We start from the raw sequence: 12,708 nt of genomic DNA, 5'->3' as shown, positions 1-12,708 counted from the left end.
GCATAATGGGATTAAAATTCATCAGGTTTATATTTTTCGGAAACTATTTCATAGGCCTGCTCGCTGTAGCATTAACTATAGAGTCTACCTTACAGCTCAGAATTCCCTTTAATTCCCTCAGCTATTATGCTTTGTTATTTGTTGCGCCCATCGTATACTATACCTATGCCTATATGGGTGCAACAAATAGTCAGGCACAAAACCCACGTACACAGTGGTACGCCAAACATAAAACATTCATCAAATGGAGCCAGCTATTATTGAGTATAACCACTGTTCTGCTGGTCTTGTATCTGGCCATAGCTAACTGTCAGGGGATCTTTCATCTTCCCCTGAAATACTGGTTGATCGTGCTCACCATGCTTGGGATGGCTGTACTGTATTATGGACTCGTTCCGGTGTTCTTCTTTAACCTCAACTTAAGGAACACCGGCTGGTTGAAGCCTTTTATTATTGGTTTTGTATGGGCTACGACAGCTAATTTGCTGCCTATTATATTATTAAAGATAGAAAGCGGTGTTGATGTACCTGAATCCACCCTTTGGGGATTCCTGTTTGTGAAGAACTGGATGTTCTGCACAGTTAACGCCATCATGTTTGATATGAAGGATTATGCAATAGACTCCAACAGACAGCTCAAAACTTTTGTCGTCAGAATAGGACTAAAAAAAACAATATTCTACGTTCTCCTGCCATTACTATTCACGGGAATGCTTTCTTTATTGTTGTTTTTTTCCCTGAATCACTTTCCTTTACAGCGGATTTTACTGAATCTTTTCCCCTTTTTGCTCACTGCAGTCGTGGCCTATTCCATGAATAAAAGGAAGAATATATTTTACTATCTCATCGTGATTGATGGGTTGATCCTGGTTAAAGCCCTCTGTGGTATCTGCGGAATGCTGCTGATTTAATCCTGCTCCTTATGCCTAATAATTACGATCCTATAGCCAGCGTTTATGATACCTTAAGCAGGATGGTTTTCTTCCGTTCACAGGTGAAAGCGCAGCTCCACCAGCTGCATTATCTTTCAGCAGGCCAAAGAATTCTGATCGTTGGCGGGGGCACAGGCTGGATTTTAGAAGAGATTTCCAAAGTACACCGTACCGGATTAACCATTACTTATGTAGAAGTTTCTGCAAAGATGCTGGAGTTATCGAAAAAAAGAAATACAGCAAATCATGCAGTCACCTTTATTCATTCCCCCATAGAAGAATTCAGCATCGGGGGGATGTACGACGTGGTAATCACCGCATTCCTGTTTGATAATTTTATGGAAAAAAAGGTGGTTCAGGTATTTCATCAGTTGCATACACAACTCAACAGCAAGGGATTCTGGCTATTCACTGATTTTTATTATACAAAAAGATCAGGCAGAATATGGCAGCTGTACCTGCTTAAATTGATGTACTGGTTTTTCAGACAGGTGTCTGATGTGGAAGCAAAAGCACTGATCCATACAGAAGGGTATTTTGTTGACAAGGGATACCGGGTTCTGCAGGAGCAATACTATTATGGTAAATTTATTCAGTCTATCGTTTACCAAAAACCGTAAAACGAACTGGTACAGGAATCAGTACGGGTATATTGGTTTTTTTATTTATCCAGCCCAGCTCATTGAACCATTGTGCAACAGGTAGTTCTTTACTTAATAATTTGGTAGTTTTCAAAAATTGCGGAGTAAACAACTTATTTACTGCTGAACTGGTAGCCATTAAAATATATTGATATAATTTCATATGCTTATTGAACCATCATAGTAGATATTCATGATGCAGCTTGCAATTATCGATCCAAGACTTGTATTTCGCACTCCTGTCCTGCTGTTTATATCAACGCTCATATGATTTAGCTTTAATCTCATTTTAATGTGGATTATTTGATTTTAATAATAATTGATTTGAAAAGAATATTTTCTTAGACCTGTTACCGCATAAATTTGCTGTGTACAACAAACACGAACCCACATACACACAAATTAATTTAACAAGATTGAAGATGTCCAAAATATCTTTCTCTACGCTTGCCTTTTCTTTCTTCTTTTATCATTCGCTGTCAGCGCAAACGCTGAATATGAAGGAAGCCATAAATACTGCCCTGACCAATTATGGTACGCTAAAAGCAAAAAGTAATTATGTAAATGCATCCAAAGAAAGCCTGAAGCAGAGTAAACGTGAATATTTGCCTAACCTAACCCTGTCCGCACAACAGGATTATGGTACTATTAATGGTGTAAACGGTCCATTGGGTGCAATAGGTGGCGGTTTAAGTACAGCCTCCTCCGGCCCGGCGCTGGCGCAGCAAAACTGGAGCGCTGCTTTCGGCGCCTTATATCTCAGCAATATCAACTGGGATTTCTATACATTCGGCAGAATCCGTGAGCGGATCAATGTGTCAAAAGCAGTGCTGAAAAGGGATGAAAACGATCTGGGACAGGAAATTTTCCAGCATGAAATCCGTGTTTCATCCGCTTATCTTAACCTGCTCGCGGCACAACGGCTGACCAGGTCGCAGCAAAAAAATCTGGAGCGGGCCATTATCTTTAAAAATAACGCAGCGATACGTGCTGCAAACGGATTGATCGCTGGTGTCGATTCATCTTTGGCGAATGCAGAAGTTTCCAGTGCAAAGATTGCATTAACCAAGGCCATTGATCTGCAGCAGGAGCAGGCCAATAAATTGGGCATATTGATGGGGCTGAGTTCCACCAGTTTTACAGTAGATACTGCGTCGATTAACCATGTTCCCCAATCGATACTGGTTAATGATACTGCTGCCAATCTGAGTACGCACCCGCTGTTGCAGTTTTACAGGAACAGGGTAGATGTCAGCAACCAGCAAATCAACTATTACAAAAAACTGGCTTATCCTACCTTGTCACTGATCGGGGTAATGCAGGGCAGGGGTTCTGGTTTCAGTTCAGAATATATCAATAATCAGCATGCATTTACACAAAATTATAGCGACGGTATTAACCCCACACGCGGTAACTACCTTATTGGTGTGGGCCTGACCTGGAACCTGACCACTATCTTGCGCAATGCGCCGCAGGTACGTGCGCAACGTTATACTACTGCGGGGCTGCAAAATGAATATGAGCAGGCAGATCAGCAACTGCATGCACAGCTCGTACTGGCAGAAAGTAAAATCAGGAATGCGATGGACAATTATAACGAGGCTCCGGTGCAGGTAAAAGCTGCCAGTCAGGCCTATCTCCAGAAAAGTACGCTGTACAAAAATGGTTTAACCACTATTGTAGATCTCACTCAGGCATTGTATGCGCTCAACAGGGCAGAAACCGACCGTGATATTGCCTATACGAACGTTTGGCAGGCTTTATTACTTAAAGCCGCCGCAACTGGAGATTACAACATTTTTATTAACGAATTTTAAGCCGCCCATCCATGAATTTAATACGTTTCGCACTCCGCAAGCCCATATCCATAATGGTGTTCGTCGCGGGCCTGCTGTTTTTCGGTATCAGCGCGATGAGAACCATCAAAGTCGATATCCTGCCGCAGATGAATCTTCCGGTAATTTACATTGCACACCCCTTTGGTGGTTATACACCAACACAAATGGAATCGTATTTTGCTAAAAACTATATCAATATCCTGCTTTTTGCCAATGGTATCAAAAGCATTGAAACCAAAAATACCCAGGGATTGATGCTGATGAAGCTCACTTATTATGAGGGAACCAATATGGCCCAGGCCGCCTCAGAGTTAAGTGCTTTGTCCAATCGTGCCCAGGCAATTTTCCCTCCGGGATCCCAGCCGCCTTTTGTAATCCGTTTTGATGCTTCTTCATTGCCGGTCGGACAACTGGTGCTGAGCAGCCCCATCCGCACAAATAATGAACTGCAGGATTTAGCGAATACCTATGTGCGTTCCTCCTTCACGGCAATTCCCGGATTACTCGCGCCGGCACCTTTTGGTGGCAGTCCGAGGACAATAGAGATTAACGTAGATCCGGGTCTGATGCGTTCGCATAACCTGACGGTCGACCAGATCGTGGAGGCCATCAAGGTAAATAACCAGACTGCGCCTCCGGGAAATGTGCGTATCGGTGATAAAAACTACCTCACGCCAACTAACTATACCATCCAGAAAGTCAAAGATTTCGAGAATATCCCTTTGTTTAAAGGTGGTGTCCAAAACCTGTATCTCCATGATGTGGCAACGGTAAAAGACGGTGCAGATGCGACCGCCGGTTATGCGCTGATCAACGGAAAACGGTCCGTTTACCTCAGTATCGCGAAATCAGGAGATGCTTCCACCTGGGAAGTAGTTAAAAAATTGAAAGAGAACCTGCCTGTTATACAAAACTCGCTTCCGGAAGATGTAAAACTATCTTACGAATTTGACCAGTCAGTTTATGTCATCAATGCCGTAAAAAGTCTCATCAGTGAAGGTGCCATCGGTGCAATCCTTACGGGATTAATGGTCTTGTTATTCTTAGGGGATAAAAGAGCAGCTTTTATTGTGATCTTGACAATTCCTACCTCAATTATAGCAGGTGTACTTTTCCTCAAATTATTCGGACAGACCATCAACATTATGTCGCTCAGCGGCCTGGCACTCGCCATCGGTATTCTCGTGGATGAGTCGACCGTAACGATAGAGAACATTCACCAGCATTTTGATATGGGTAAACCGAAGGCACTCGCCATCTGGGATGCCTGTAAGGAAATTGCCTTTCCCAAACTCCTTATCCTGCTGTGTATCCTGGCGGTGTTTGCGCCTGCATTTACAATGACGGGTATCCCAGGGGCCCTGTTCCTTCCATTGGCACTGGCCATCGGTTTCTCCATGATTGTGTCCTTCCTGTTGTCGCAGACTTTTGTACCTGTGCTGGCCAACTGGCTGATGGTCGCTCATCCTGCCAAACATGTGAAGACGGATCCTGCGATCACAGATGACGAAGATGCTTTCAATCAGACGGGACTTACACTGGAATCTGAGCAGGCTACATTGAACCAGAAAAAGATCCTGGTAGAGCGTAATGATTTTAATAACGATGGTAAGATTACTTTATTTGACAGGTTCAGAACAGGTTTTATGAAAATGCTGGACCGTCTGTTTGTCTTCCGCAAAGCGGCAGTGATTATCTATGTGGTTGTTATTATCGGCGCTGCGGCTTTATTACTGCTCAATATCGGTCGTGATGTACTGCCTAAAGTAAATTCCAGCCAGTTTCAGCTGCGCTTAAGACTGCCCGACGGAACCAGGCTGGAGCGTACTGAAGAGAAAGCAAATGAGGTGCTGGCAGAACTGAAAAAAATGGTAGGACCAGAGCATGTAGGCATTTCCTCCGTCTACGTCGGTCAGCATCCCGCCTTGTTCTCCGTGAACCCGATCTATTTATTCATGGGCGGTCCGCATGAGGCAGTATTTCAGGTCTCACTGAAAGATTACCATGCCAATATGGACGAGTTCAAAGATGAATTGCGTGCGCATATCAGGAAAATAATGCCCGAAGTGAAGCTGTCATTCGAACCGATCGAGCTGACAGATAAAGTACTGAGTCAGGGATCGCCAACGCCTGTCGAGGTCCGGATTGCCGGAAAAAACAAAAAGCTGAACGAAGAATACGCCGCTAAGATCATGGCAAAACTGAAGGAGGTCGACTATATGCGTGACGTACAACTGGCACAGCCGATCAAGTACCCCTCACTAAACATTAATATCGACCGTATCAAGGCAGCACAGCTTGGGGTTGACCTTAACGATATCTCCCGGTCACTGATTGCTTCCACCTCGTCGTCCCGCTATACAGATAAAAATAACTGGGTAGATGAAAAAATCGGTCTTTCTTACAGTGTACAGGTGCAGGTGCCCTTCAACCAGATGTCCAGCATAGCGGATATGGGAGAGATACCTGTCTCGAGAAATAACAGCAGGCCTACACTGAGTGATGTGGCCACGATCACGCCAGACACAACATATGGTGAAAATGATAACGTAGGTGCAATGCCTTATCTTTCCGTTACCGCCAACCTGAATCAAAAAGATTTAGGTGCTGCAAATAAGGATGTGGCTGCAGCGATAAAATCTATTGGCGAACTGCCGAGAGGATTAACGATCAGCCAGATCGGACTGGGAAAAGTGCTGGATGAGACACTGGACAGCCTGCAAACAGGATTACTCATCGCCATCGTCGTGATTTTCCTGATGCTATCAGCTAACTTCCAGTCTTTCAGGGTACCACTGGTGATCCTGGCGACAGTCCCTGCGGTAGTGCTGGGCTCTTTAATTCTGCTCAGCTTAACAGGATCTACGCTTAACCTCCAGTCTTATATGGGGATTATCATGTCAGTCGGCGTTTCCATTGCAAACGCGGTACTGCTCATTACCAATGCTGAAGAACTCCGGAAGGTGAATGGCAATGCATTGGAATCTGCCAGGGAAGCTGCAGGGTTAAGATTACGACCGATTATCATGACCAGTGTGGCAATGGTAATGGGGATGCTCCCTATGGCTATCGGCCATGGAGAGGGGGGCGACCAGGTATCACCACTGGGTCGTGCGGTAATCGGCGGACTGATCTTTTCAACTTTCGCCGTATTGATTATATTACCGCTGGTATTCGCGTGGATCCAGGGGAATGTAGGCACCAGCTCACCTTCATTAGATCCTGAAGATGAAGAAAGCACCCATTTTATAAACGGTTTATCAGCACATAAATAAGATTTTAAGCACATATCACAAGATGAAGACAATACTATTCCGAAGCGCAGCCATCATATCCATCAGTACAGCGGCTCTGTTCATGAGCAGCTGTGGACATGACGAGAAAAAAGAAGCCACCGCTGTAGAAAAAACACCAGAGATAAAGACTTTTACACTCCAGAGTCAGAGAATGGCGACTGCACTGCAAATGCCGGGTGAGCTCATTGCTTATCAGCAGGTGGATTTATATGCGAAAGTGAGCAGCTTTGTAAAATCGCTGAAAGCGGATATTGGTACAGAAGTAAATAAAGGTCAGTTGCTGATGACCCTGGAGGCTCCCGAGCTGACTTCACAACTGGCCGCGGCAGAGTCGCGTCTGAAATCCCAGGAAGCAGTTTATACGGCGAGTAAAGCCAATTATGACCGTTTATTTGAAACCAGTAAAACTCCGGGTACGATCTCCAGGAACGATCTGGACCAGGCTATCGCAAAAAGGAACTCAGATCAGGCTCAGCTGAGTGCAGCCAGGGCATCGTATAAAGAAGTGGGCAGTATCCGGAACTACCTCGAAATCCGTGCACCTTTCAGTGGTATTATTTCTGCCAGAAATGTGAATTTGGGCGCATTTGTTGGTCCTACCGGAAAAGGGTCCGAATTGCCGCTGTTTACTTTACAGGAGCAGAAACACCTGCGACTGGCGATATCCATTCCTGAATTATATACGGGCTACCTTAAAGCAGGAGATGCCATCACCTTCACCGTCAAATCAAAACCATCAGCCTTGTTCACTGCGAAAGTCAAACGTTTATCAGGTGCGCTTGATGCACGTTTACGTGCTGAGCGGGTGGAGATGGACGTGCCCAACCTGACAAAAGAGCTTTTACCGGGAATGATTGCTGAGGTATCTGTTCCGCTACCTGCAAATGCCGGTACATTTGTTGTCCCTAAGTCCGCCATTGTAGAAAGTGCCGAAGGAATCTATGTCATCAGGTCAGAAAATAACAAAGCTGCGAAGGTTACAGTCAAAAAGGGCAGAGAAAATGGAGATAAAATCGAAATATTCGGCGATTTAAAAGAGGGAGACCTGCTTGTAACCGAAGCAAACGAGGAAATTCATCCGGGAATGGTAATCAAACCATAATATTACAATAAAAAATAAAACACGTCTTAGAATTTTTGCAATTTTAAGGCGTGAAAAAAAGCATGTCTCTGTTAGAATTTTATGAAATGTTCTCGACCAACAGGCCGGATGTTACTATTCCAAGCCTGAATGGAGTGACCAACACGGGGCATTTCAATGTTTTTAAACGTTTCGGTTATTGTTCACTCAATCCTTCTCCCTATAACAGGAGAGATTTTTACAAAATTTCCCTAATCATTGGAAAAGGGGTTTTACACTATCCCAACCAACGGATTGAAGTGGACGGCACGGCGCTTTTATTCAATAATGCAACGATTCCCTATTCATGGGAAACGACTTCAGAATTTCAAAGCGGATATTTCTGCCTGTTTACGGAGAACTTTATGCGGCAACGGGCAGCGCCTTTTCACGAATCTATCTTATCAAAGATCCAGGATAATCCTGTGCTTTTTGTGAACAGGGAACAGGAGCAGCATATCAGCAAGATTTTCGAAAGAATGCTGACGGAGATTAATTCCGACTATATATATAAATACGACCTGATTCGTAATTATGTCAATCTGCTCATCCATGAGGCCATAAAAATCCGTCCTGCAGAGGGCCAGGTGAAACTGGTAAATGCCTCCTCGCGCATTGCCTCGCTGTTTTTTGAATTGCTGGAAAGACAGTTTCCCATTTATTCTGCAGACCACGTGCTGGAACTGCGAACGGCGAACGACTTTGCGGAGAAGCTGTCTATCCATGTGAATCACCTTAACCATGCGGTAAAAGAAGTGACCGGAAAAACTACATCAGAACATATTTCAAGCCGTATCGCCAATGAGGCTATTGCATTACTGAAACATACGGAGTGGAATATTGCTGAGATAGGCTATAGCCTCGGTTTCGAATATCCTGCTAATTTCAATACCTTTTTCAAGCGCCATACCCTGACCATTCCAAAGTCATTCCGCGAAAAAAATGTGCTTGTCCGCCAGGAAAAAAACTAATTCATACGTTTTAACGTTAATTAACAACAAAATGTGTAATTATTTTGTTTAATTAGCGTTGTTGTCGCACATTACAATTTAAAAAGACTTAGGGTTAGGCGTTTTCCATTATGATTGATATTCAAAAGAAGTCTTTTTACTCATTAGCTGCATTATTATTTATCTTTTCCACCAAAGCTGCAGCACAGCATACAGTGGTTTCAGGTATCGTGACTGATGCTAAAGATAAAAGTACATTGCCATATGTTACCGTTTCGTATAAGGGTTCAAAGATTGCTGCGAAAACCGATGCCGAAGGTAAATATAAACTAAGCAGTGCTGCTCCTTATAACCAGATCCAGGTCAATTACGTGGGATATAAATCACTCGTGCTCGCTGTAGTACCGGGAAAAACCCAGGTCCTGAATATCAAACTCCAGGAAGAGGCACAAAGTCTCCATGAAGTCAGTATCAGCTCGGCTAAAAAAGCACGTTATAAAAATAAAGACAATCCTGCGGTGGAGCTGATTCATAAAGTGATTGCGCATAAACCATTGAACAGGATGCAGAGTGATCTTGCTGTACAATACCAGCAGTATGACTGGATGCAGTTTTCCCTCAGTAATCTCTCGGATAAATTCAAGAACAAAAAGGTCTTTCGTAAATACCAGTTCCTCTTTGATGAGCAGGACTCTACACAGGTAGGTGGTAAAACCATTTTGCCTGTTTACCTGAGGGAGCGGCTTTCGCAGAATTATTACCGGAAAAATCCGGAGAAGACAAAGGTTATCATGCTGGCGGATAAACATGTGAATTTCGACGCTAACCTGGTCGACAATAACGCATTGGGCAATTACTTCGAAAGGATGTATGCTGATGTGGATATCTACAAAAACAATATCGTATTTACCAATAGCCAGTTCCTGAGTCCCATTGCTGACGGTGCACCTGCTTTTTATAAATTTTTCATTACAGATACCATCAAAACGCATTCACCGCAGCTGATAGAACTATCTTTTATTCCCAGGAATGAAAACGCACTCTTGTTTGAAGGCAAGATTTACATCACAATGGATGGAAATTATGCCGTACAGGATGCTTTCCTGAAGATCGGAAAAAATGTCAACATGAACTTTATCAGGGCACTGGAAGTGAAGTTGAACTTTGAGCAGGACTCTTCCAAAAAGTATCATTTGAATAAAAGTCATTTACTGATGGACTTTGGTCTTGGTGCCGAAAAGGGCAGGGGCTTTGTCGGCGAAAGATCGGTGGTCATCAAAGATTACCAGACCAATGTGCCGCAGCCGGATACTTTATATAAAGGTGAAGCGCTGGTTGTTGCTCCTGATGCAGAAAAACGTTCCGATCAGTTCTGGGCCGCAAACCGGCTGGATACGGCAGCAAATGTAAAGCTGAAGATTTACGGCAATATCGATAGTCTCGGACAAATGAAGTCATTCAAAAGAATGATGGACGTGGTCTCCATATTATTCATCGGTTATAAAAAATTCGGACCTGTAGAAGTAGGTCCTTTCTACAGCTTTTACAGTTTCAACAAAGTAGAAGGTTTCAGAATGCGACTCGGCGGCCGTACGACAACAGATTTCAGTACGCGTTTTTATTTGGAGGGTTATGGTGCCTACGGATTTAAGGATGAAAAATGGAAAGGTTTATTCAGTGGGGCGTATGCATTCAACAATAAATCGATCTATACCTTTCCGCAAAGTTTTGTCCGTGCCACTGTACAGCGGGATATAGATGAGCCCGGCGACCAGTCCAAAACATTGGTGCCGGAAGACAATTTTGTTTCCTCATTTACGCGTGGACAGAACAACCGGTTTTTGTACAATGACTTCTATAAGGTGGAATACATGCAGGAATATGCGAACCACTTCTCTTTCAATGCAGGTTTCAGAAAGTGGACCCAGCGACCAGCAGGGGTGCTGACTTATTCCAATCTGGTCAACGGTCAGGAAAATGGTATAGAGCAGATTACCAGCTCAGAATTAAACCTCGAATTGCGTTTCGCACCAAAGGAGCGGTTTTACCAGGGTAAGCGGTTCCGTGAGCGACTCGTGGAAAAATATCCTGTATTTGAACTGAATTACAGCCGGGGTTTCAAAGGATTTTTCGGGGGTGAATATAACTTCCATAACCTGGTCGGGACAATCGATAAACGTTTTTATTTATCTCAGCTGGGCCGTTCGGACGTTAGGGTAGAAGGCGGATATGTATCCGGTAAAGTGCCTTTCCCTTTGCTGACTATCCATCCGGCCAATCTGACTTATGCTTACCAGGTATATGCTTATAACATGATGAACTTCCAGGAGTTTGTGAGTGATCATTACGTAAGTCTCAATATAGACCATAATTTCAATGGCCTGATCTTTAACAGGATTCCATTGTTCAGGAAATTAAAGTGGAGAGAGTATCTCACCTTTAAAGGTCTTTATGGCGGTTTAAGGGAGGAGAACAATCCTTATAAAAATCCGGAACTGTTACAGTTCCCGGTTAATGAAAACGGTGTGCCTATTACCTATTCACTGGGCAAAAAGCCATATATGGAAGCCAGTGCCGGGGTTGGTAACATCTTTAAGGTTTTACGTTTTGATGTGGTCAGACGCTTCAATTACCTGGAAAACCCAGATGTTTCGAAATGGGGTTTGCGGGCAAAGGTACAGTTCGAATTCTAGAAAACTTCGTTGAGTCCCACGAATACGCCTTTAGAATGGTAATTGCCAAATCCGTAGTCCAGGCAGAGATTGGTACGTGTGCTTTTGTTAAAGAGTATCCTTAAACCCGCGCCCATTCCGGGCTCCAGGTGTTGGAAGAGCTTTGTGCCCGACTGGTCGCTGGCCGTCTCTGCATTGAAAAACGCCACACCGCTGATTAATTTATTGCGGGTAAGCGGATAACGGTATTCTACTTCATTGATCATAAAAGACGGCCCTTTGAAACGCCCTATCGTATAACCTCGACCCGTACGCTGATCGTTGTCGCTTCCCGTTCCGGGCAACTCCAGGTAGGGAATCGATCCATTCAAAAGATAAGAGCCCCATAACCAGTACGCCAGCACATGCTCCGGATTTTTAGCAGAAAGGCTCCAGTATTTCCGCAGTTCCGTCCGCAGCTGTACGGCGTTCCTTTCACTGCCCATCCAGGTCCGGTTGCTGCGCAGCAGGACATTCAGATAGATTCCCTTATAGGGGCGGTAGGGCTGGTCGCGCGTATTGTACTGGAAGTTCAGCAACATCCCATTGGCAAAATAACTATCTGGCGAATAACTATTTTTAAGGCTGTAGGCAGCATTGAAACTTTCGGGATGAGTGCTGTCCTGCGACTGATTATCTATTTTTGTATAATAATTGAAAGAGATACCCACACCTGCATAAAAATGATCAAACAGTTCCTTGTAAGCATTCTCATTCAGGTTCAGAAATCTGTAGCGTAAAGTGAAAAGTCCCGGGTCAGTACCGGTTGTACCAATCCCGTGATCCAGCATGACCGTTTTCCCCAGGTTCCAGTTTCCCTGTAAGTTCCATGTGTTCCCTGAAGAATAAATGTTGTGTTTGATCTGCAGAATCGCCATGCCACCGGTAGATAGTGCCGCATAGGCATCAAAAACTGAAAGGGTAGTCGTTTCCGGATTTCCAAAATAACGTGTGCCGGATACGTCGGCACCAAACTGAAAGCCCGTACTGGGCGTATAGCCTATGGTGGGCAATAAAACCAGGCTGCCCGCCGGTTTTGCCGTTGTATCTGCAGGTTTTTTTCTCTTCAAAACCCTGTTAAAAACATCAGCTATATCTGTCTGTCCCCGGACAGTGCCGGCAGTCAGCACCATGGATAAGAAAATCAGCGCTGACAATGTTATTTTTACGTAATGCTGTAGTCTCAAAATAAGCGCATATTGAGCGATAAAACTACAAAA

At 44.1% G+C, this 12,708-nt stretch carries 9 protein-coding genes; 7 read left to right on the top strand and 2 right to left on the bottom strand.

What is annotated here, in order from left to right; genetic code table 11:
* Positions 1 to 5 precede the first annotated feature (5 nt).
* Positions 6 to 911, top strand: a complete 906-nt coding sequence (locus tag OQX62_RS18795; protein ID WP_265833166.1) for a hypothetical protein — start codon at positions 6 to 8, stop codon at positions 909 to 911.
* Positions 912 to 922: 11 nt separating this feature from the next.
* The gene (locus OQX62_RS18790; protein WP_265833165.1) at positions 923 to 1,552 is read left to right on the top strand and encodes a class I SAM-dependent methyltransferase; all 630 of its coding nucleotides are present in this window, start codon (positions 923 to 925) and stop codon (positions 1,550 to 1,552) included.
* On the opposite strand, the gene OQX62_RS18785 is transcribed toward OQX62_RS18790, so the two are convergent.
* Positions 1,530 to 1,736 (bottom strand): hypothetical protein, encoded by a 207-nt coding sequence (locus OQX62_RS18785; RefSeq protein WP_265833164.1) that lies wholly within the window; start codon positions 1,734 to 1,736, stop codon positions 1,530 to 1,532. The two genes, OQX62_RS18790 and OQX62_RS18785, sit on opposite strands and share 23 nt — an antisense overlap.
* 259 nt (positions 1,737 to 1,995) lie before the next feature.
* Between OQX62_RS18785 and OQX62_RS18780 the strand changes: the two genes are divergently transcribed.
* From OQX62_RS18780 to OQX62_RS18760, 5 genes are all read left to right on the top strand, one after another.
* Positions 1,996 to 3,390 carry a TolC family protein gene (locus OQX62_RS18780; protein ID WP_265833163.1) on the top strand — a complete coding sequence of 465 codons (1,395 nt, stop codon included), beginning with the start codon at positions 1,996 to 1,998 and terminating at the stop codon, positions 3,388 to 3,390.
* Positions 3,391 to 3,401: 11 nt separating this feature from the next.
* Positions 3,402 to 6,686, top strand: a complete 3,285-nt coding sequence (locus tag OQX62_RS18775; protein WP_265833162.1) for an efflux RND transporter permease subunit — start codon at positions 3,402 to 3,404, stop codon at positions 6,684 to 6,686.
* Between the two features lie 22 nt (positions 6,687 to 6,708).
* On the top strand, positions 6,709 to 7,809 hold the full coding sequence (locus OQX62_RS18770; RefSeq protein WP_265833161.1) for an efflux RND transporter periplasmic adaptor subunit: 1,101 nt from the start codon (positions 6,709 to 6,711) through the stop codon (positions 7,807 to 7,809).
* A gap of 62 nt (positions 7,810 to 7,871) precedes the next feature.
* A complete protein-coding gene (locus tag OQX62_RS18765) occupies positions 7,872 to 8,798 on the top strand; it encodes a helix-turn-helix domain-containing protein (protein WP_265833160.1) in 927 nt (308 codons plus the stop codon).
* Between the two features lie 110 nt (positions 8,799 to 8,908).
* Positions 8,909 to 11,470, top strand: coding sequence for a DUF5686 and carboxypeptidase-like regulatory domain-containing protein (locus OQX62_RS18760; protein ID WP_265833159.1), 2,562 nt, complete (start codon positions 8,909 to 8,911; stop codon positions 11,468 to 11,470).
* On the opposite strand, the gene OQX62_RS18755 is transcribed toward OQX62_RS18760, so the two are convergent.
* A complete protein-coding gene (locus OQX62_RS18755) occupies positions 11,467 to 12,645 on the bottom strand; it encodes a BamA/TamA family outer membrane protein (RefSeq protein WP_265833158.1) in 1,179 nt (392 codons plus the stop codon). The two genes, OQX62_RS18760 and OQX62_RS18755, sit on opposite strands and share 4 nt — an antisense overlap.
* Positions 12,646 to 12,708 lie beyond the last annotated feature (63 nt).

Origin of the sequence: Pedobacter sp. MR2016-24 (assembly GCF_026239655.1) — a bacterium.
Lineage (GTDB): Bacteria > Bacteroidota > Bacteroidia > Sphingobacteriales > Sphingobacteriaceae > Pedobacter.
This window is presented reverse-complemented; position numbering and strand designations above follow the sequence as displayed.

What these genes read in the sequence shown, in the direction of transcription:
- OQX62_RS18795 (WP_265833166.1), top strand. Translation starts at nt 6, where the DNA reads ATGGGATTAAAATTCATCAGGTTTATATTTTTCGGAAACTATTTCATA.
- OQX62_RS18790 (WP_265833165.1), top strand. Translation starts at nt 923, where the DNA reads ATGCCTAATAATTACGATCCTATAGCCAGCGTTTATGATACCTTAAGC.
- OQX62_RS18785 (WP_265833164.1), bottom strand. Translation starts at nt 1,736, where the DNA reads ATGAAATTATATCAATATATTTTAATGGCTACCAGTTCAGCAGTAAAT.
- OQX62_RS18780 (WP_265833163.1), top strand. Translation starts at nt 1,996, where the DNA reads ATGTCCAAAATATCTTTCTCTACGCTTGCCTTTTCTTTCTTCTTTTAT.
- OQX62_RS18775 (WP_265833162.1), top strand. Translation starts at nt 3,402, where the DNA reads ATGAATTTAATACGTTTCGCACTCCGCAAGCCCATATCCATAATGGTG.
- OQX62_RS18770 (WP_265833161.1), top strand. Translation starts at nt 6,709, where the DNA reads ATGAAGACAATACTATTCCGAAGCGCAGCCATCATATCCATCAGTACA.
- OQX62_RS18765 (WP_265833160.1), top strand. Translation starts at nt 7,872, where the DNA reads ATGTCTCTGTTAGAATTTTATGAAATGTTCTCGACCAACAGGCCGGAT.
- OQX62_RS18760 (WP_265833159.1), top strand. Translation starts at nt 8,909, where the DNA reads ATGATTGATATTCAAAAGAAGTCTTTTTACTCATTAGCTGCATTATTA.